15 protein-coding genes are annotated in these 21,453 nt (G+C 64.9%); 13 read left to right on the forward strand and 2 right to left on the reverse strand.

The genetic code is table 11. The annotated features are described in order from the left end of the window. The first annotated feature begins 14 nt into the window (after positions 1-14). Positions 15-1,556 carry an ABC transporter substrate-binding protein gene (locus tag ACQ4OD_RS01215; RefSeq protein WP_102681945.1) on the forward strand — a complete coding sequence of 514 codons (1,542 nt, stop codon included), beginning with the start codon at positions 15-17 and terminating at the stop codon, positions 1,554-1,556. A gap of 36 nt (positions 1,557-1,592) precedes the next feature. Here the strand turns inward: ACQ4OD_RS01215 and ACQ4OD_RS01220 are convergent, their stop codons facing one another. Both ACQ4OD_RS01220 and ACQ4OD_RS01225 read right to left on the reverse strand, forming a co-directional pair. Then, entirely contained in the window at positions 1,593-3,740 is a 2,148-nt protein-coding gene (locus tag ACQ4OD_RS01220; protein ID WP_430943747.1) for a hypothetical protein, read from the reverse strand. After that, positions 3,727-4,929, reverse strand: a complete 1,203-nt coding sequence (locus tag ACQ4OD_RS01225) for a DUF3142 domain-containing protein (protein WP_430943748.1) — start codon at positions 4,927-4,929, stop codon at positions 3,727-3,729. Before ACQ4OD_RS01225 ends, ACQ4OD_RS01220 begins: the two co-directional genes overlap by 14 nt. 620 nt (positions 4,930-5,549) lie before the next feature. Here ACQ4OD_RS01225 and ACQ4OD_RS01230 point away from each other — a divergent pair. Genes ACQ4OD_RS01230 through ACQ4OD_RS01285 form a run of 12 tightly spaced genes read left to right on the forward strand, consistent with a single transcriptional unit; the run spans position 5,550 to position 21,370 of the window. After that, the gene (locus ACQ4OD_RS01230) at positions 5,550-7,412 is read left to right on the forward strand and encodes a 3-dehydroquinate synthase (protein ID WP_430943749.1); all 1,863 of its coding nucleotides are present in this window, start codon (positions 5,550-5,552) and stop codon (positions 7,410-7,412) included. Beyond that, on the forward strand, positions 7,409-8,299 hold the full coding sequence (locus ACQ4OD_RS01235) for a UbiA family prenyltransferase (RefSeq protein WP_198754142.1): 891 nt from the start codon (positions 7,409-7,411) through the stop codon (positions 8,297-8,299). The genes ACQ4OD_RS01230 and ACQ4OD_RS01235 overlap by 4 nt, the downstream gene beginning before the upstream one ends. Beyond that, a complete protein-coding gene (locus tag ACQ4OD_RS01240) occupies positions 8,296-9,069 on the forward strand; it encodes an EboA domain-containing protein (protein WP_430943750.1) in 774 nt (257 codons plus the stop codon). The genes ACQ4OD_RS01235 and ACQ4OD_RS01240 overlap by 4 nt, the downstream gene beginning before the upstream one ends. A 36-nt stretch (positions 9,070-9,105) precedes the next feature. Further along, positions 9,106-9,990 carry a TatD family hydrolase gene (locus ACQ4OD_RS01245; protein ID WP_258597911.1) on the forward strand — a complete coding sequence of 295 codons (885 nt, stop codon included), beginning with the start codon at positions 9,106-9,108 and terminating at the stop codon, positions 9,988-9,990. Beyond that, the gene (eboE, locus tag ACQ4OD_RS01250) at positions 9,987-11,219 is read left to right on the forward strand and encodes a metabolite traffic protein EboE (RefSeq protein WP_430943751.1); all 1,233 of its coding nucleotides are present in this window, start codon (positions 9,987-9,989) and stop codon (positions 11,217-11,219) included. The genes ACQ4OD_RS01245 and eboE overlap by 4 nt, the downstream gene beginning before the upstream one ends. Beyond that, positions 11,209-12,654, forward strand: coding sequence for an alkaline phosphatase family protein (locus ACQ4OD_RS01255; RefSeq protein WP_198754138.1), 1,446 nt, complete (start codon positions 11,209-11,211; stop codon positions 12,652-12,654). Before eboE ends, ACQ4OD_RS01255 begins: the two co-directional genes overlap by 11 nt. Then, the gene (locus ACQ4OD_RS01260; RefSeq protein WP_198754137.1) at positions 12,633-13,775 is read left to right on the forward strand and encodes a hypothetical protein; all 1,143 of its coding nucleotides are present in this window, start codon (positions 12,633-12,635) and stop codon (positions 13,773-13,775) included. Before ACQ4OD_RS01255 ends, ACQ4OD_RS01260 begins: the two co-directional genes overlap by 22 nt. Before the next feature lie 10 nt (positions 13,776-13,785). Beyond that, entirely contained in the window at positions 13,786-16,173 is a 2,388-nt protein-coding gene (locus ACQ4OD_RS01265; protein ID WP_430943752.1) for a hypothetical protein, read from the forward strand. 57 nt (positions 16,174-16,230) lie between these two features. After that, positions 16,231-17,154, forward strand: a complete 924-nt coding sequence (locus ACQ4OD_RS01270; protein WP_430943753.1) for a hypothetical protein — start codon at positions 16,231-16,233, stop codon at positions 17,152-17,154. A gap of 19 nt (positions 17,155-17,173) precedes the next feature. Continuing rightward, entirely contained in the window at positions 17,174-18,466 is a 1,293-nt protein-coding gene (locus ACQ4OD_RS01275) for a hypothetical protein (RefSeq protein ID WP_198754134.1), read from the forward strand. Positions 18,467-18,469: 3 nt separating this feature from the next. Then, entirely contained in the window at positions 18,470-20,281 is a 1,812-nt protein-coding gene (locus tag ACQ4OD_RS01280) for a hypothetical protein (protein WP_430943754.1), read from the forward strand. A gap of 33 nt (positions 20,282-20,314) precedes the next feature. Beyond that, positions 20,315-21,370 carry a hypothetical protein gene (locus tag ACQ4OD_RS01285; protein WP_198754132.1) on the forward strand — a complete coding sequence of 352 codons (1,056 nt, stop codon included), beginning with the start codon at positions 20,315-20,317 and terminating at the stop codon, positions 21,368-21,370. Positions 21,371-21,453 lie beyond the last annotated feature (83 nt).

Genomic DNA, 21,453 nt, shown 5'->3' on the forward strand with positions numbered 1-21,453 from the left:
AACGGAGCTTGAGCATGAAACCCACCGCATTGAAGTTACTCACCGCCGCCGTGCTGGCTGCCAGCACCCTGGCCGGCGGCATGGCCCAGGCCGCCGGCGTGCTGACCATCGGCTGCCGCGAGGAGAGCACCACCTTCGACCCGATCAAGAGCGCGCAGAACCGCGACAGCTGGGTCTTCGCCAACGTCTACGACGTGCTGGTGCGTGTCGATAACAGCGGCACCAAGCTGCTGCCGGGCCTGGCCGAAAGCTGGAAGGTCTCCGACGACGGCCTGACCTACACCTTCAAGGTTCGCGACGCCAAGTTCTCCGACGGCTCGCCGCTGACTGCCAGCGATGCGGCGTTCTCCCTGCTGCGCATCCGCGACAACCCCGGCTCGCTGTGGGCCGACTCCTACAAGATCATCGACAAGGCCGAGGCGCCGGATGACCGCACCCTGGTGGTGACCCTGAAGAACAAGTCGGTGCCGTTCCTCGCCCAGCTGGCCACCGCCAACGTGTCGATCCTGTCGAAAAAGGCCATGGACGCCATCGGCGAAGAGGCCTACGCCCAGGAGCCGGTGACCTCCGGCGCGTTCAAGGTCAAGGAATGGCTGCGCGGCGACCGTGTGATCCTGGAAAAGAACCCCTACTTCTGGGAAGCCGACAAGGTCAGCCTGGACGGCGTGGAATGGATCTCCATCCCCGATGACAACACGCGCATGCTCAAGGTCCAGGCCGGCGAGCTGGACTCGGCGATCTTCGTGCCATTCTCCCGCGTCGACGCGCTGCAGAAAGACAAGAGCCTGACCATCCACATCGACCCGTCGACCCGCGAGGACCACCTGCTCATCAACCATGAGAAAGGCCTGCTGGGCAAGGTCGAGGTGCGCGAGGCCATCGACCTGGCGATCGACAAGAAGGCGCTGGTGGAAACCGTGACCTTCGGCCATGGCGAGGCGGCCTACTCGTACATCCCCAAGGGTGCGCTGTACCACAATGCCAACAACCCGCAACGCCCGTTCGACCCGGCCAAGGCCCGTGAACTGCTGAAGAAGGCTGGTGCCGAGGGGCTCAAGGTCAACTACGTGGTCAACGCCGGCAACGAGGCCGACGAGCAGATCGCCGTGCTGGTGCAAAAGCAGCTGGCCGATGTCGGCATTACCGCCAACCTGCAGAAAGTAGACCCGACCCAGAGCTGGCAGATGCTGGTCGACGGCGACTACGACCTGTCGGTGATGTACTGGACCAACGACGTGCTCGACCCGGACCAGAAGACCACCTTCGTGCTTGGCCACGACACCAACCAGAACTACATGACCCGCTACCACAACGACAAGGTCAAGGAGCTGGTGGCCGCGGCCCGGGTGGAAACCGACCCGGTCAAGCGCAAGCAGATGTACCAGGACCTGCAGAAGCTCGCCAAGCAGGACGTGCACTGGATCGACCTGTACTACAGCCCTTACATCAATATTTCGCGCAGCAATATCCAGAATTTCCTGCAGAACCCGTTGGGCCGTTTCACGCTTGAGGAAACGGTAAAGCAGGATGCAGGGGTGAAGACTGCACAGAAGTGAAGGTCAGGGGGCGGCTGATGGCCGCCCCTTTTCGTTTCACACCTTGGCCTTGCGCCGCCGCAACCACATCCAGCCCCCCCCCGCCAACACCACCAACCCCACCGGTAGCACCTGCGCCTTGTACGGCCGCAATGCCGCCCGCGCGGCATCCAGCTTCTCTGTCACGTAGCGTTTGTTGGCCTGGTCGAAGCGGGGCGCTTCGCACTGGTTGCCGAAATCCTCTGCCCACTGCACAAACGGCCCCTGCTGGACGTAACGCTTGTACAGCGCGCTTTCCTGTTCGGTGCCCGGCACCCAGCCCGCCGCCGTGCACAGCACCGCGGCGAAGGCCTGGCTGCTGCGCGGCAACTGGTCCGCAGCCTGGTTGGCCAGGTCGGCGGCGACATAACGATAGTGGTAGCGTTGGTCTGGTTTGGCCTCGGTCGCCAACTGGCGCTGCACCTCGCCGGCACCGATGAACGGCCCGGGCTGCAGGGTGGCACTGCCCAGGCTGAAGCTGCCGCCCAGCCAGGCATAGTCCGGCGCCATTTCGTAGCCGAGGATCTCCATGCCGGCGCCGCGTGCCAAGGTGGCCGCGGCAAACAGCGCCTCGGCGCGGCCCGTGGGCGTCCAGCGCGAGACGGCCTCCTGGCGGTGCTGGCCGTAGGCCTTGGCGTCGGCCTGCAACTGGGCCGTGGCGAAGTAACCGGGCGCCTCATCGTAACGGCCTTCGCGCAGCAGGCGGCGGCCCAGCAACTCACGCAGCTGCGTCGCCACCGGCCGCGGTGCATAGCCGCCCTCTTCCACCTTGGGCGCTGGTGGCGCCGGCACATGGGCGTCGACATAGCCCTTGAGCTCGTCCAGGGTCAGCACGCGGTCGGCCACGTTGGCCGTATCCTGCCAGTAGATGTCCTGGCTGCGGTACAGCAAGTCGAAGGCCTGCAGGTAGTCGCCGCGCTCCAGTGCCAGTATCGCGCCCTCGCCTTCGACCCGGCAGCCGGGCTTCACGCTTTCGTAGTCCCAATCGGGCGTCTGTCTCGAGCCCCACGACTCTTCGCGGGGGAACGCGGCGGCGGCCTTGGCGTAGGCAGCGGCGGCCTGGGCCTTGTCGCCATCGCGCAGGGCCAGCTTGGCGCGCAGCCACCAGGCAAGGCCGGTATCGCCAGCCTGCTGCAGATAGCTCCTGGTCGCGGCATAGTTGCCTTGCTGATAGGTCAACGCAGCCAAGCGGTCGGCGTCTTCCAGCTGGTCGCCGACACTGGCCTGCAGCAACGCGGGCAGGCGCCGGGCCTGGGTTGTCGGCTGGCCGTCGTAGTCCCAACCGACATGGCTGAGCAGATAGGCGGTGAGCAGCTTGCGTGGCATCGGTTGTGCCAACTGCGTCTTCAGCTGTTCATCCGGCAGGCTCACCAGTTCGTTGGCAAGCTGCCTGAGCGAGCTGTAGCCGCTGCCCGAGCCCAGACGGCTCTGGCTGGCATACAAGCGAATGGCGCTGTTCCAGTCGCCAGCGAGCTTGGCCAGGCGGGCCTCCTCGCCAAGGCTGGCAACCCCCAGTTCCAATGGGTCGCTGAAGCCTTCGGCGCTGAGCGCGCGGGCTTGCTGGAAAGCCTCGCGCGCCTGGGCTTGCAAGGCCTGCGGGGTCTGTTGCGGATCATCACTGGCCTCGAAGCTCCGGGCCATCAAGGCCCGCCCCAGCGAGTAGGCCGCCCAGGTGCTGCGCAGCTTGCGTTGTTCAGCTGGCAGGGCCAGCACCTTGGCGAAATAATCCGCCGCCAGGGCGTGGTCGTTGGTGTCGAAAGCCACTGCGCCGGCAATGTACAGGCGCAGTTCATCCGGCAGTTCGGCGCCCTGCTCCAGCACTTGTTGCGGATCCGCCAGGGCCCGCAGTTGCGCGACCTTCTCGCGCAGCGATTGCGGTAGCTCGCTTGCCTCGATACGGCTGCGCTGCTCACGGTAAGGTCGGTCGTTATCGTCACTGTCCCAGTAAGGCGTCAGGGTCGCATCGGTGGCGGGCTTGAGGCCTGCAATCTGCTCGCCGAGGCGATTCACCTCGAAGCCGAAATTGCCCTCCGGCAACTCGGCCAGGGTGTGCGCTCGGTCGCCGAGCAACTGCATCGGGAAGTCCGGGCCACAGGCCAGCGCCGGAACGGCCGGCACGCTCAGGGACAGGCACAGCAGGCGCCGGGGCCAGTTACGGGTAGACATTCCATGCTCCTTGATCGATTCCATGGCAGCGCGCCCAGCCGAGGATGCGCCGGCCGCCAGCGGCGAGACGCGCGCTGGACTGGCGGTTGAAAGTGAGGTGTCGCGGGGATTGCTGCAAGCGGTAGCCGTTGAGCCCGTCGGCGGCGTCACAGGATTCGACGTCCAGCTCTACCCGCGCAGGCATCGGCAGGTCGAGATTGCCGACATTGACCAGAGTGATGTCGCGCAGCCCCGCCTGCCCGGACAGCTCGACCCGCCATTGGCTGGCGAGCGCATCGCCCCGCGCCACCGCGCTCAAGGTGGTCAGGCTCCAGGCGCGGCGGTCGCCGGGCAACGGCAGGCGGAACCAGATCAGCCCGGCCAGGTGCGCAGGTGGCTGGTTGCGCAATTGTCTGCCCAGGTCCGCCAATTGCTGTGGATCGGCCAGCAGTTCGCGGCGTTCGCCACCACGGTTCAAGGGCGTTTCGCTTTCCACAACGGGCGCGCCGCCGGTGTCGGGCAGCAACGCGACGCCATAGGCGGGCAAGGCCAGGTAGAACGGCTTGTCGCCGACGCGACTCCAGCGTTCGGCCCATTGCCTGGCCTGTGCCGGATCGAACAGGCCGCGACGCGGGTCGCTCACTGCGTGCACCTGCAACACACTGCTGTCCACCACCTGCAACAGCGACGGCAGGTGCGGGCTGCCGAGCCAGGCGGGCAATGCGGTAATGCTCAGCTTCAGGCCAGGTGGCAGTTGTTCGCGCAGCTGCAGGAGAAATTCGCCATAGTCTGCAAGGCGAGCGCTGCCACTGTCATGGTCGATCTCCAACCCATCCAAGGGCACACCCACGGCCTGCCAGTCCGCCAGCAGGCGCGCCATCTGTGGGCCTGCCTCCTGCAGGTCGAGCGCCGGCAGCTGGCCGTCCAGGCGCACCACCGCGATCACCGGCCGGCCATCGGCCTTGAGCTGTGGCAGGTCGACCAGCGCCCTGCTCCACCCGGCCTTGGGCTGCGCTTGCAATGCCAGCACGCGCAAGGTCGAAAAGTCGGCGCGGCTGTCCGCCAGGGCCTGCTCGTGGACGGGTTGCCATTGGCGTTGCCAGATATAGAGCTGCTGGTCGAGGGGCGGTGCGGGTTCTGGCCGGCAGCCGGCGAGCGCTCCGAGCACGATACAGAAGCACAGGTGACGCAGGGACGGGGTGACGGGCATGCAATCCTTTGTCTGGTGCGTTGGCTGCCGTTGGCGAGGTGGGGATAATACCTCAACTCAGCCTCGAGGCGGCGTCCTGCCAGCCATGGAGCACAAATGTACTCCACGAGCAAATGTGCCAAGATTACCGTCGCTGCGCGGACAACACGAACCGCCCCGTCAGCCGGGGCAGTAGTTTGTTGTCCGGGTTGTATCAATGCGGTGAGGAAAGCGCCTTCACTCGGCACTCGTCATTCTAAATAGCTGCGCAATAGTTAGAAGACTACCTAACTTTGACTTCAACTACGAACTTGCAAGCCGAAGGATAACGCTAAAGTTAATTGATTATCATTCGCCAGCCAAATCATACGAACACCAAGATTAATCACTTATCTATAGTCACGAATAATAATTCGCAAGCATTCTAATGCGCGCATAAAAATCACGTGTTTCATCTAACCCTTCGCTTCACATTTACTTGCAAAAGCGAAGCGGCCGACTAGTTTTGTGTTTGTCTTCGCCAACATCCTAACTACAACTCCCCGGCCATTAAATTCAGAGGAGTCCATATCCTCGCGCCCATGGGGCGTGACGTTAGATTGCTGAAACGGAAATCAGTCAAACAACAAGAGGGACGCTTGATGAAGCGCAGCCGCGGGTATCGTGCGCTCTCGCAAAGAGGGCCGGGCAAACATTTCTGGTTGTCAGTACTGTGCTTCTCAGGCCTGGTGATCGCCAGCTTTGTGTTATTCGAGCAACAGATCCAGAACTTCCTCTCCCACCTAGAACACTTGCTGCCTTCGACCCCCGCCCAGATGCTTACCCTGGCGTTGCTGTTGATCGGCTTGCTGGCGCTGGACGTGGTGCTACCGGTGCCGTCGAGCATGGTCGCGCTGCTTGCGGTGGCGTCGCTTGGCAGCGTTGGCGGCTACCTGGCGATCTTCATCGGTCTGTGCCTGGGTGCCGGGCTGGGGTATGCGCTGGGGGCCGGGTATTTTCGCCTGCTGTCCAGCCGCCTGGGCCTGCACCAGCGCCAGCCGGGGCAACTGGCGTATCGGCTGGGCACGCTGTCGTTGATCTGCCTGCGCGGCGTGCCGGTGCTGGCGGAAACCTCGGTGGTGGCGGCCGGCATGCAGCGCTATCCGTTGCGCGCCTTCATCCTGGTCACCACCTTGGCCAATGCCGGCCTGGCACTGGCCTACAGCGCTATCGGCACCTTCCTGGTCGCGCAGAACGCGCTGCTGGTGACCCTGCTCGCCGGCATGGTCCTGCCCGCGCTGTTCATCGCCGGGTACAGCCTGTTCAAGGCCTTGCGCAAGGGTGAACCACTGCGCGGGCGTTTCACGGTTAGTTACGACTACCCCGTGGTGTTCACCGAGCACCTGTTCGATCCGCTCAACACCTGCCTGCATCGCCAGCTCACCGCACAGCAGCGTGGTCGGGTAATGGTGCTGGTCTTCGCCGACGAACAGCTGCTGCGTTGCGCACCGCACCTGCCGGGCCAGATCGACGCCTACTTTGCCGCCCATGACGCGGACCTGAACCTGAAAGCCGCGCCCATCGCCGTGCCGGCCGGTGAGCTGAGCAAGGACGCACAGGTACTGCAACAGCTGTACAGCGACATGCTGAGCCATGGGCTGGACCGCCATTGCTTTGTCCTGGCCCTGGGCGGCGGCGCCGTGCTGGACGCGGTGGGCTACGCCTGCGCCACCTTTCACCGGGGCATGCGCCTGATCCGTATCCCCAGTACGGTACTGGCACAGAACGACGCGGGCATCGGCGTGAAGAACGGCATCAACGCTTTCGGCCAGAAGAACCTGCTCGGCGCCTTCTACCCCGCCAGCGCGGTGATCAATGACTTCCAGCTGCTCACCACGCTTGCCCACCGCGACCGCATCGCCGGCCTGGCCGAGGCGGTCAAGGTGGCGCTGATCAAGGACCGCGCCTTCTTCGAGTGGATAGAGCAGGAGGCCGACGCCCTCGCCCACTTCGATCATCCGGCCAGTCGTTACGCCATCCGCCGTTGCGCCGAGCTGCACCTGGGGCACATCACCGGCGCTGGCGACCCCTTCGAACGCGGTAACGGGCGTCCCCTGGACTACGGCCACTGGGCGGCGCACAAGCTGGAAAACCTCAGCCAGCACCGCCTGCGCCACGGTGAAGCGGTGGCGGTGGGCATGGCCCTCGACGGGCTCTATGCCAATGCCCTGGGTCTGTTGAGCGATGCCGACAGCGAGCGCGTCATCAGCCTGTTGCTCAGGCTTGGCTTCAACCTGTGCCCACCGGAGCTGAGCCTGAAAGATGCGCATGGGCGTTCGCGGGTGTTGCTCGGGCTGGAGGAGTTTCGCCAGCACCTGGGCGGGCAGCTGTCCATCCCCATGCTCAGCTGCATCGGCACATCGGTCGACCTGCACGAGATCGATGACGCCCTGATGGAACAGGCGCTGCTGCGGTTGGTCAGCCAGCACGCGCCCCTCACCTTGGGCGAGGGCTGCGCGCAATGAGCCAGATCGCGCCGGACCTGAAAACCTGGATGACCGTTGGCCGGGTCTCTAACCTGCCCACAGTGTGGACCAATACCCTGGCCGCCGCCCTGCTGGCCAGCAGTGCGAGCGCCCTGGCGCCACCCTCGTCGCTTGTGTGGCTCCTGCTGCTGGCCATGCTGTCGCTGCTGTACCTGGCCGGCATGCTGCTGAACGACCTGCTGGACGCCGATTGGGACCAACAGCACAGCAACGCCCGCCCCATCACCCTGGGGCTGGTCAGCCGACGGCAGGTGCGCCAGGGCATCTACGGGTTGCTGCTGCTGGCCGCAACCGCCGCGCTTGGCCTGAGCCGCCTGGTCGAACAGCCGCACTGGCTGCTGGGCAGCGTCACCCTGCTGGTGGGCTGCATTCTCGGCTACAACCTGCTGCACAAGACCCATGTCCACAGCGTCTGGTTGATGGGCGCGTGCCGCTCCGCCCTGTACCTCACCGCGGCAGCCAGCCTGGCGGTGCCGGCGCAGCCCATCTGGCTGTGCGCGATCCTACTGGGCGTGTACATCAGCGGCCTGACCTACCTGGCGCGCCAGGAACACCTCAACCAGTTGCTCAGCCGCCTGCCCCTGCTGCTGATGCTCAGCCCGCTGGCCCTGGCGGCCTACGCCGACACCCTGTGGTTCTGGCCGGTGTTGCTGCTATGGCTGGGCTGGTTGGGCTGGCACTACTGGCTGCACCTCGCCGATCCGCGGCGCCGACAAGTACGCGCCTTTATCGGCGCGGGGTTGGCGGCCCTGCCGCTGTTCGATGCCCTGGTCCTGGCTGTGGCCGACCAGCCCTTGGGCAGCCTGCTGTGCGTCCTGGTGTTCTTCCTGCTTCCACACCTCCAACGCTGGATCAAACCGACATGAACAGTCATATCGCTTCGTCGCCAACGGCGGCGCTGGACATGAGCCACGACTGCCTGGCCGAACGGCAGCGGGCCTTGATCGCGCAACTCGATCAGGCCGAGTTGCAGTGGTGGCACCAGGCGCAGACGCGCCTCGGGCAGTCGCCGGACGCCAACACCGCCGCCCTGCTGAGCAGCCAGTGCAAGCGCCGGATCGGCGACCGGGCCATGCACGATGATAAGGGCTGGAGCCAGCTGCAAGTGGCGCGCGCGCTGCTGCTGGCGCAGGTCCTCAAGCAGCAACCCCAGGCCGGGCAGCTGCCTTTGCTGCGCCAGTTGTTCCTGTGGGGCGACGACCAGGAAAAGGTCGCCCTGCTCAAGGCCCTGGACTGGCTCGACAGCCGTGGCGCGTGCTTGGAGCTGGCCTTGCAGGCCGGGCGCACCAGCAACAGCCAGGTGTTCGCCGCCCTCGCCCTCGACACCCTCTACCCGTCCCGTCACTACCCGGAGCGGGCGTTCCACCAGCTGGTGCTCAAAGCGCTCGGCATGGGGCTGGACGTGAGCCGCCTGCTCGGCCTGAGCCAGCGCCAAGGCGTCACCCTCAACCAACTGGCCCTTGATCTGCTGGATGAGCAACTGGCTGCCGCGCGTCCGGTCTCCGGCGGTCTGTACCTGGCGATTGCCTTCAGCCTGCTCAGCCCGGCGCAGCACCAGCGTCTGCTCGGCCTCTGCCGCCAGCAATGTCTGCCCCCCGGCTGGCATGACCACCTGGCCGGCCACTTACCGACCTGATACCCGACGATGCCTTCTCCCTGACGAGGATTCACCATGCCCAAGTACTTCGACCCGCATATCCACATGGTCAGCCGCACCACCGACGACTACCAGAACATGGCTGCCGCCGGCATCACCGGGGTGATCGAACCCGCGTTCTGGCAGGGCCAGGCCAGGACCAGCCTCGGCAGCTTCGTCGACTACTTCGACACCCTGCTGGGTTGGGAGCGCTTTCGCGCCAGCATGTTCGGCATCCATCACTTCTGCACTATCGGCCTCAACCCCAAGGAGGCCAACGACCTGTCGATCGCCAATGAAGTGCTGGAGATCCTGCCGCGCTACCTGGTCAAGGACGGCGTGGTGGCCGTGGGTGAAATCGGCTACGACGACATCACCCCGGAAGAAGACCGCTTTCTCGCCGCGCAGCTTGAGCTTGCCAAGCAATTCAACCTGCCGGTGCTGGTGCATACGCCACACCGCGACAAGATCGGCGGCACCAAACGCACCCTGGCGGTGATACGTGAAGTCGGCATCGCCGAACACCTGGTGATCATCGACCACCTCAACGAACTGACCCTGCCGCTGGTGCTCGACAGCGATTGCTGGCGCGGCCATTCCATCTACCCCAACACCAAGATGTCAGAGCAACGCATGGTCGCGCTGCTGCAGCAGTACGGCACGGAAAAGATGGTGGTCAACAGTGCCGCTGACTGGGGCATCAGCGACCCGCTCAAGGTGCCAAAGACCGGCCAGGCGATGCTGGCCGCAGGCTTCAGCGAGGCCCAGGTCGAACAGGTGCTGTTCCACAACCCGGTGGATTTCTTTGCCCAGAGTGGCCAGCTGGACAAGGCCCTGGTCAGCACTCCGCTGCCCATCGACCAGCGTCGCCAGTGGCAGGAAAACTCGGCCCTGCGCGGCCAGGATCCGGTGGTCAAATGAGCGCTGCCCGGGGATGGAGCGCCACGCAGCTCGGCTACTGCGGCAATGTGCACCCGGCACCGGACCTGGCCGCGCTGCGCACCTCCATCAAGCTGCACTTCCAGGGCGTGCGCAGACTGCGCGGGCTCGAGGTGCAAGACAGTGGGCTGTGGATCAGCGCCCGCGCCGCTTCCGAGTTGCGCGAAGCGTCGGCACGGCAGGCGTTTCTCGACCTGCTGCGACGCAGCGGGCTGCGCCTGACCTCGCTCAACGGTTTTCCCTACGGGCAGTTCCATGAGGGCGCGGTGAAGGCTGCCGTGTACCTGCCCAGCTGGGCCGAGCCGCAACGGCTGGCGTACAGTCTGGAGTTGGCGCGGCTGCTGGCCGAGGCCCTGCCGCCGGACTGCCAGCAAGGGGTGATCTCCAGCGTGCCGCTGGGCTACGCCGCCCACTGGAGCCCGGCGCTGCAGCAGCGTGCCGAGGAACAGTTGCGCCAGCTCACGACGGCACTGGCCCGGCTGCACCAGGAAACCGGCAAGAAGATCATGATATGCCTGGAAATGGAGCCGGACTGCGTGCTGCAGAGCACCGACCAGGCCATCGCCTTCTTCCACCACTGGCAGGCCAGTGCCCCATACCATGAGTACCTGGCACTGTGCTTCGACGTCTGCCACCAGGCGGTGATGTTCGAGGACTGCCGGCAGTCCCTGGAAAGGCTGCGCCAGGCCGGGGTACCCATCGGCAAGATCCAGCTGTCCAATGCGATGATCTGCCGCCTGCCGGCCCAGGACATTCACCGTTGCGCCCAGATACTCGAGGTGCTGGGCGGCTTTGCCGAAGCCACCTATCTGCACCAGGTGCAGGCGCACGACAGCCAAGGCCACCTGTGCGCCTGGGCGGACCTGCCGGCTGCGCTCGCCGCCTGCCTGGCGGAGCCCGGGCGCTACCGGGAGTTGCGGGTTCACTTCCACATCCCGCTGTTCAGCGAACACCTGCTGCTGCCGGAGCTCGGCGCCAGCCAGGCCGCCCTGGCGCAGACCTTCGATTTTCTCGCCGCGCACGAGGACACCCGTCCCGTGCTGGAAGTGGAAACCTACAGCTGGGGCGTTCTGCCTACGCAGCTGCGACCCACCACCGCCCCTGCCCAGCAACAGGGCATCAGCGACGAGTTGCGTTGGGTAGAGGAGCAGTTGCGCCAGCGTCGCCTGCTGCAACCCCACGCACAGGAGGTGTGTGCCGATGCCCTCTGAACAGCCCCGCCAACCGCTGCTGCTGATCAACGTGGTCGGGCTGACGCCTGCGCTGCTGGGCACGGCAACGCCGCACATCAACCGGCTGTTGCAAAAGGCCAGGATGGCCAGCCTGCAACCGGTGTTCCCTGCCGTCACCTCCACGGTGCAGGCCTCGATCCTCACCGGGCTGCCACCGTCAGGGCACGGCATCGTCGGCAATGGCTGGTACTTTCGCGACCAGGCCGAAGTGCGTTTCTGGCTGCAACCCAACGCCCTGATCCAGGGCGAGAAGGTCTGGCAGACGCTCAAGCGCGAGCTGCCGGGCTTTCGCTGCAGCCAGTTGTTCTGGTGGTACAACATGTACGCCGACGTCGATGCCGCCATTACCCCGCGCCCGCACTATCCGGCCGATGGCCGCAAGCTGTTCGGCCTGTACTCCTCCCCGGCAAACCTGCATGCGCGGATCGAAGCGCAGATCGGCGCGTTTCCGTTCCCGGCGTTCTGGGGGCCGGCCGCCGGCATCGCCTCCAGTCGCTGGATCGTCGATTGCGCCATTGCCGAGTTCCAGCTCGATCGCCCGGACCTGCAGCTGGTCTACCTGCCACACCTCGACTACTGTCTGCAGCGCCTGGGGCCAGAGCACCCGTCGATCGTCGACGAAGTGCGGGCCATCGACGCCGAGGTTGGCCGCCTGCTGGGCTTCGCCAAGGCGCAAGGCGCGGCCGTGATGCTGCTGTCGGAGTATGGTATCGAAGCGGTCAGTCAATCAGTGTCCATCAATCGCCTGCTGCGCGCCGAAGGTCTGCTGCAGGTGCGCCAGTCACTGACCTGGGAACTGCTCGACCCCGGCGCCAGCGATGCGTTCGCCGTCGTCGACCACCAGATTGCCCATGTCTACGTCCGCCAAGCCCGCGACATCCCTCGGGTCAAAGCCCTGCTGCAAGGCCAGCCCGGCATCGAGCGGGTGCTGGACAGGGCCGAGCAGCAGGCCTGGCAACTGGACCATGCGCGCAGTGGCGAACTGGTCGCCATAGCCGCCGCCGATCATTGGTTCGACTATCGCTACTGGCTAGACGATCGCAAGGCACCGGACTTCGCCCGCACCGTGGACATCCACCGCAAGCCCGGCTACGACCCGCTGGAGTTGTTCATCGACCCCGCCATCCGTTTCCCCAGGCTGAAAGCGGCGCGGCGCCTGCTGCAGAAGAAGCTCGGCTTTCGCTACTACATGGACCTGATCCCGCTCGACACCTCGATGGTGCGTGGCAGCCACGGCCGTCTGCCCGCCAGCGCGCAGACCGGGCCACTGCTCATTACCGATTGTGATCTGCCGTTGCCGGGCAGCCTGCCGGCGACAGCGGTGAAGCAACTGCTCCTGCAGCATTTTCTGGGGCACTCATACACCGACCTGGCCAAAGCCAAGGAGCTTACATGCGGCGAGCCATTTCAATAACCGTCCTCAGCGCACTGGCCGGACTGGCCCAGGCCGAGGGCACCACCCCCTTCGATTGCAACCAGTTCATGCAGTTTGGCGGCAACGTCGACCAGGCCCGGCAGACCTTCGCCCAAGGGCCGGAAAGCATGAGCTGGAACTGGTTCGTCTGCCTGAACCAGCCGGTCGAGTCGAACAGCCCCAACCGGGTCTGGGAAACCCTCAAACCCTCGGACCAGGTCTACCTGAGCAATGGCGCCGCGCCGCTGCCCTGGGGCCAGAGCGAGCCGGTGCCGGCCGCGGTACTGCAGGCCGCCCAGGCCCAGGGCCTGAACCCCAACCGCACGTTCCACAACCTCAACGCCGTGCAGCAGGTGGATGGCCTGATCCTGGAAATGGGCGGCGCGGTACCCACCGCGCAACAGGGGCAACCGGTGCGTTTCCAGCTGTTGATGGGCGAGGACACCTTCAACTACATCGTGCAAAAGCAGGTGTACAACGTGAACGGCCAGGCTGCCTTGACCAGCAACCTGGCCTTTCCCTCCACCGCCTGGGAGCTCAAGGCCGCCTGGCTGTGGATCGGCAATGACCCGGATTATCAGCAGCAACTGCAAGGCGATGGCTACTACATTGCCCAGGCCTACTACCAGCAGGACAACGGCCAGTACCAGGTCGGCTACGCTGCGCTCAGTGGCCTGCACGTGGTCAACAAGCTGAACCCGCAATGGGTGTGGACCACCTTCGAGAATCGCAACAACGGCAAGTACACCGTGACCAACGCGATTCCCCCGACCCCGATGAGCAACAGCACCGGGCCGACCCCGGCGGCGCAGACCGCCAACACCACCTTCCAGGCCATGTACCCGGCGCTGGCGCAGTACGAGCTGATCGGCACCCAGTCCGAGACCAATCCGACGTTGCTGGCCAACTCCCAGCTCGAGTCGGCCTTCCAGAGCCAGTCCTCGTGCTTCGCCTGCCATGGCACGGCGGCCTACTCCAAGACCAAGGGCTATTTCAATTTCGCCCAGAAGCAGCAAGGCGGGATTGTCTATCCGACTGCCGAAGTGCCGGCGTCCGAGTTCGCCGGGTACAACAAACTGGACTTTGTCTGGTCGCTGAAACGCGCCCAGTGGCAACGCTAAGGAGCATGAAATGAGCGTACTGAACTTCCCGCGCATCTACCTCGGCGGCCATATGTTCTGGAGCCCGCCGACCGCCAACAACAACGACATGTTCCCGCTCTACGATGCCTCGAAGATGCGTCTGAACTGGCGTTTCCTCGAGTACTACGGGATCAACCCGGCGAATGCCAGCAGCAAGTTGATGCCATGGGTCATCGCCCCGCAAGTGCTGCTCGAAGCGCCAACCTATGTGACCCAGGTGCCGGGCAACGTCTCGCAAAATCCCAGCGTGATGATCCCCGGCGAGTGGAACCTGTTCGGCGACAATGCCTGCGGCACCGTCAACTACACGCCGGCAGACCCCACGATACCGGCGACCGCCTCCGTCATCACCGGCGGCGAGCTGCCCGGTGGCGGCTATGTCAGCCAGGACCCGCTGATCAACCAGACCTACAACTTGCTCGGCAACCCGTTCGGCAGTGACGCCCCCACCCCGGCGCGTTTCGTCGACGTCAGTCCCTGGCAGAACACCTTCACCGCGCTGTATTTCGACCGACTGGTACTCGGCGACGCCCAGTGCGGCCTGACGCTCAAGCGCGAGCACCGCATGCTCGACCGTTTCCTCAACTTCAACTGGGCGACCCTCGGTGGCCTGATCTATGTGACCACCACCTGGCAGACGTGCTTCCCCAAAGAGAACCTGAGCTGGGCCCTCGGCAACTCGCAACTGCTGCAGAACCTGCAGCAACAGATGGAGCAGCAGAACGCCAAAGGGCTGATGTTCCGCTTCTCTACCTACCTGACCTGCTACGACATGAACGGCATTTTCAACGACCAACCTCCCATCATCACCCACACCGTAGATTCGAAGATCCTGGCCAATGTGCAGGCGATGTACCAGAAAGGCCTGGACAATGTCGGCAGCATCTTCTTCAACCCCGCCTACAGCCGAACCGCCGGCACCCTGGGCCTGTGGTTCGACGACGAGTTCCCCACGGCGCCGGCCGGGCGGCGGCTGGTCCCTGCTGATCCGGTACAGTTGCAAAAAGACGGTGTGAACTTCAATTCCATGACATTGGGGGTCATCTCGGCGCAGGTGCATGACGACACCCTGTCGCTGGACCTGCTCAACGGATTCCCCAGCTATTCGCTCGACCCGAAGGCCAAGATACCGGTGGCGGCAAAGTTCGACGCCGGCAGCTACCAGCTGGGGATACGCCAGGGCGAGCAGTTCACGCCTTTGGCCAGTTTCGGCTACGACGACTATCAGCAGGCGGCCTTCGACAAACGTTCGGGGATCCTCGATCTGCCGTTGAGCGCCGAGGCGCAGAAACAGCTGCAAAGCGGAGCGCTGGAGCTGCAGCAGCAAGGCGCCACCCCCGTGCAGGCGGCGACCCAGCAGATGTGGACCGCCGAAGTGGTCGAGAGCGCCAGTTTCATCGACGTCGGCGACAGCAAGACCTTGCAGATCATGGTGCAGTACGACGGCCTGCCCGCGCCGGCCGGCACCGTGCTGTCGGTGGCCGAATACAACAACGCCTACATGATGTGCACCACCGACTACTACCTGGCGTTCAGCAACCCGGCCGACTTCACGCTGTTCCTGGAGGACCCGGACGATCCCGCCAACAACACCCCCAACCTGCCGCAGTTCGTCGGTACCCCGTCGCTCACCCGCCAGCTGAGCGAAGGCACGGGCCGCAGGCTCACGGCGGTCCACCCCGCCGGCCCGACCACCGACATGAAAGCGGTGAGCTACCAGCAGTACCTGCCCACGCCAGGCTCGGTGGCCCTGAGCCCCAGCCTGGCGTTCGCCAACCCCATCCAGGGCCAGGGCACACTGAAGGATGAGCCGAAGGGCAACGTGCAGTACAGCACCACGCAGATCACCACCGACGCCAACGGAGTTGCCCTGCTGACCGTCAAGGCCGTGGCATCGGGATTCCCGACCTTGCGCTTCTTCGTGCATGAGGACAAGCAGCCGCCGCAGATCCCGTTCAGCTTCAAATTGATGCAAACCTATACCGACTTCCTCGCGCCGCTGCGCGTGCTGCCCCAGGAGCCGGAGATACAGCAGGCGTTCGTCGATGCCTGGAACCAGGTCTACAAGCAGCAGAACGCCGGCCAGTTGATCTGGGAAAGCTTCATCTACCCACTCATCCTGCAGCCGTTCTTCTACATGTACCCGATCATGAACAAGTACATGCCGCTGAACTCCCTGGCCCGCATAGAAGGCGCGGTCGACCAGCTCATCGTGCTGATCAGCAAGGAGTACCAGGAGGAAAGCACCCTGGCGATGCCCATCACCCGGGACATGCCGCAAAGCCGTCGGGCGGTGCTGGAGCTCTGGGCCCAGGCCCTGGTGAAACGCAACTACCCACCCATCGAGCTGAGCATGAGCGACTTCCCGCAAGGCTGACCGGCAGGACTGCCGGGTGACGAGGCTGTCACCCGGCACACTTCACAGGAGTGTCCCATGAACATCCGCATCCTCGACCGACTGTTGCTGCTTGTCCTGCTGCTGTGCCCCTCGCTGGTCGCCCAGGCCGACGACAGCGCCGTCTACTTCACCATGGGCGTGCACAACACCCTGGGGTGCGATGCAAGCAACGGCAACTGCATCGCCAAACGCGCACCGAGCGACCCGTCCGATCCGTTCTTTCCGGCGTACTGGATCAGCGACTGGACGATGTACCGGGTGATGCACAACTACCAGAAGAATCCACCGCCCTACAGCAACCCGCCGGCCACCCTGGCCCCGGCCGACTACACCGTCTCGCGTGGCACCAGCTACTACGACACCACCTACATTCCAGCCGATGGCGACGGCTTCGGCGCCATGATGGAGCACTACGAGAAGTACTGCCTGCCGATCTTCCCGATCAAGAACAACAACTACACCTGCTCGTTCGTGTCCCTGGGCAACAAGGCCTACTTCCTCACCTACCCGCAGGACCGGCCCAAGGACATGCCGGCCTGCTGCCTGTTCTCGCCGATGAACCACCCGCCTCGGCAGGATTTCATCAAGCACCTGCCCTACAGCGCCACCCGCAGCCAGCACCTGGACGCCAGCGTGCAAGCCTATGCCCTGGACCTGGACTCGCCGCAGGGGCCGATCCTGTTCGGCTATGCCTTCTACAACAAGGCCACGGGCCAGCCTCCCTACCGGCAACCGCAGTCGTTCTACTTTTCCGGGGACGCCAGCGTCGCCAACGCGCCGATCGTCAGCCAGAACTACACCGGCTTTCGCATCGCCAAGCCCGACCCCACCAAGACCTGGGCGCAGGTCGCCGCCATGTGCCCGTCGAACCCGCCGCCCTGCCAGCTGTTCGAGCCGCCAGCGGCGCAGAGCAACGGGCACAAGGCGCAGTGGAACAAACTGATGCAACGCAAACCCTGAGCCACGACGAAGGATCGCCATGAAAGCCATACTGCGTTTATCCGTGATAGCCCTGGGCCTGGCCAGCCTGCCGGCGTTGGCCAGGGAACAGGCCTTGCCCTCGTCCCTGGCCACCCAGCTCGATTGCCAGCCGCCCAGCAGCGCCCCGGCCGCCAACGCCAGCCAGGACCAGTTCGATCGCTACAGCTGGCAGCTGTTCATCGCCTTGAACTGGCCGGCCCAGGACCGCCAACGCGGCAACCCGGACTGTACCAGGCAGCCTGGGGACGCCGGCTACACCGTCTGGCAGACATACAAGAGCGTCGACGAGATCTTCCTGCCGGGGGGCGCCAATCCCGGCCCTTGGAACACCCCGCAAGGCGCCAGGAGCCTGGGCATCATCAACATCGCCGCGCTGAAGAACAGCTCGCTGGTCAACGCCATCGACCAGGCGGTCGGTGGCTGGCTGATCGACCAGGCCGGCAACCCGACCTACTACGATATCTCGGCCAACGAGGCGTCCTACGACTACATCGTCGCCAACCAGTTCTACAACGCCGACGTGGTATCCAGGGCACCCAACATCCAGTTCCCCTATGGCGTCATCGAGATCAAGTCGAGCTGGCGCATCCTCGGCCCCCATGACAACGCCAGCCGCTACCTGACCATGCTGGCGCGGGTGGCCACCTTCGATGACCAGGGCCGGCGCAACGGCGTGACCGAGGCCTACCTCGGCCTGGTGGGCCTGCATGTGATCACCAAGGCCAAGGGTTATCCGCAGTGGATCTGGTCGACCTTCGAGCAGATCGACAACGTGCCGCCCAAAGCGCTGGTGGGCGGCCAGTGGGTCGATCAACCAGCATCCGGCACCGCCTATTCCTACTTCAACGCCGACGCGCCCGCCGCGAGCCTCAACCAGTCGCCCTGCGACTGGCAGACCCAGGGCACGCAACTGGTCTGCGTGCCCAAACCTGGCACCACCTTCCAGACCCCCAACCCGCTGAACCGTGTCACCCCGATCGCCGATGTCACCCAACAGGTCAACGCCGCCTACCGCGCCGACCCAGGGCTGCAACGCAGCGTGCTCAGGTACTATCAGTTGGTCACCACCCAGCGCCCGCTGATGCCCGACAACCCTGGCAATCCGCTGGGCCAGCCGACGCCCGCACTGTCGGCCAACGTCACCATGGAAAGCTACATCCAGCCCAACAGCAGCTGCATGAACTGCCACTCCATGGCCACGGCGGTCAGGAGCCCTTACAAGTCCGATTTCTCCTACCTGTTCAAATTCGCCCATGCGCCCCTGGGCAAACCCATCAAGGACGAGGATTGAACCATGAGCATCCTGAACGGCCCACGCCTGAACTTCTGGGGTGGCATCCGCACCGATGTCAGCCTGCCGAACAACTCGCCGACCATCCCCTTCGATGGCAACGACGAGTGGCCGATCTTCGACCTGACCACCTCGACCCTGGCGCCGGGGGCCCAGTCCTATACAGACGAGCAGTTGAACGACATGCTCAATGCGCCGAACAGCAACTACTACACCGCGGGGGGCTGGAATCATTACGGGCAACACCTGGTCGACGTGCAGAACGCCATGATCAGCTCGCAGGGCAGCCCAGGCAGCGTCAGTACCAGCGGTGACCTGGTGGGGCAACCGGTATACCTGCTTGGCTCGCTGGACCCGGCGACCGGCCAGCCAACCAACTCCGGCCCGATGATGGTGGACCTGGACCCGACCTCGACGACCACCACACAGATCTTCGTCGGCGGCCTGCAGATCGGCGGCACCAGCGATACCCAGCTGCTGATCCGCTGCGACACCGTCTGCAGCAGCCTCGATGTGAAGAAGCGCGTGCTGTTGCCCGCATCGATGGACGCGCCGGGCTCGTTCCGCCTGAGCGGCACCTTCCAGCTGACCTTCCCGCTCACCAGCATCGTCAGCTGGAACCGCGACAGTCCGGGTCTGCGCGCGATCATCCAGGCGCCCGGGGCGACCGGGATCGTGTTGCGCTTCGTGATGTTCGAGATGTGCCCGGCGATGACCAGCGCGCAACTGGACGCCGACTACGCCGCAGGTCGATACACCCCAAACCCGAGCATCGGCCGGGTCATCGGCACCCTGGCCCCGGCCTTTGCCAACGAGCCCGCCAACTGCCAGCCCGGACGCCAGCTGGTCAACCAGAGCACCGGCGGCACCGCCTACGCCGAGCTTGCCAGCAGCGGCCTGCTGAGCGTCGACATGGTCAACCTGATTCCGAAGCAGACCTTCAGGGCCGTGCGCGACGACATCACCAGCCCCATCGGGCCCAACGCCAACTACGGGCCGGTCACCTTCACCGCCGGTACCGTACCCCTGGCCACGCTCGATCCGAACAGCGACCTGCTGCTCAACTACTACGTGTATGGTGGCCTGGTCGACTTGCCACTCGACGCCAGCCAGCAGCAAGCGACGAAAACCTCGGTGCTGCACGTCGACGCCCCCGGCGCCGTCGCCGGCACCCTGTTGCATGCGTGCGAATCGGTCTATCGGGTCTACGCCGACCAGCGCAATGTCTACACCGAGGACTACCCCGACGGCCTGTCGATCACCCTGCAGGTCCGCTACCTGGGTGGCCCGGTCACCACCCTCAGCAAGATAGCGCTCGACACCGGCCCTTCCGGCCCGGACTACGGAGCGCCGGAAAACTGGGACTTTCTCGACGTGCCCGAGGTCCTGGTCGTCGACGCCGGCCAGCTCGCGGTCAACCTGCCGGTCAAGGTCAAGCCCGGTACCGACGCACAGGCCGGGTTCGTCGCCCTGAGCTATTCCGTTAACGGCCTGGCCGCCGGCAGTTTTTTCACCAACTTCCGCAAATTCGCCAGCACCGACTTCGGCATCGCCGCGGGCAGCACCATCACCTGGCAGCAGGTGTACCCGAATGTGCTGCGTTTTCACTACCTGGCCTTCCCTGCCATGTCCCGGTACGTGCCGCTGAACCAGCCCGACGCGATCATGGCGGCGAAGGGGCCGATCCTCGCCCGCACCGCCGATGCCTACAAAGGCACCACGCTGTTCATGCCGGTGGTGCGCTCGATGTCGCCGAGTCAGCGGGCCCTGCTGCGCGCCTACCTCACCGGCGAGCCGTGGCAGCCACCGCAGTAGCCGCTACCCCTGTTCGCTCACGGAGAGAAGCCGATGCCTGCACCTGTTCATGTACCCACACATCCACGCGAAACGCTGCGCCCCAGTACCCTCGTCGCCGAGGGCCTGCTCAACCCACGCGGCATCTGCCTGCAGGCCGATGGCAGCCTGCTGCTGGCCGAGGCCGGCTCCGGCCTGCCCGAGCAGCCCTTCAGCGGCCGGATCAGCCGACTGCAACAGGATCCGACCTCACCCGGCGCCTACATGCCCCGGGAAACCCTGGCACAGGGCTTTCGCGCCATGAACATGCAGGCGCGCATGTTGCGCGACGAAATCATGGGGTTGTCGGACATCGCCTGCGGTGACGGACGCTGCCTGGCCAGCCAGACCGACTATGTCGAGGGCTCGAGGTTGCTCGACCTGCAGTTCAACCCGCCCGAGCCGGTGTTCCACAGCCGCGGCAACCTCAACGCACTGTGCTTTCATCCAACCCGGCACAGCTGGCTGGCGGTCAAGCCCGATAGCAACCAGTTGGTGGAGTTCGTCGATGGCCAGCACGAGCGCGTGCTGGCGCAGTTGCCCGAACTGGAGCAAGGCCAGGAGGCCGTGCCCGTCACACTGGTGTACGAACCCGACACGGACGCGGTACTGATCAGCCTGTTCTCCGGCGAGCTGCACGGTGACCCGCTGCGCAAGGGCATCGACTTTGCAGACAGGGCCGGACGGGTCATCCGGGTCTGGCCAGCCGATGGACGCATCGAGGTGGTTGTCCAGGGGCTGCAACTGCCCACCGGCCTGGCCCTGGATCGCAACGGCAACCTGCTGGTGCTGGAGCTCTGCGACAGCGTGCAGCAACCTTTGACGCCTGACTGGCACGGCGAACCGCGGCATGGCGGCTTCACCCGTTTCTCAGGCAGGCTCCTGCATTGCAACCTGCAGACCGAGCAGGTAACGGTGCTTGCCCAAGGCCTGGATACGCCGTCCAACCTGTGCCTGGTGCGCGATGGGGTGTTGGTCAGCGAAGGCATGGGGCTGCTGGGGCGGGCACTGCCCACGCCAGAGGGCGAGGTGGTGCAATTGGGTGGCAGAGTGCGCTGGGTGGGGCTTTGATACGGCGTACATCCAAGCCTTGAACATTCCCGGCGTCCGGCGTAAAAACTCCCTGCCCTCCCCAATCCCGCAAGGAGCACCGG

Origin of the sequence: Pseudomonas sp. WC1, assembly GCF_050586565.1 — a bacterium.
Lineage (GTDB): Bacteria > Pseudomonadota > Gammaproteobacteria > Pseudomonadales > Pseudomonadaceae > Aquipseudomonas.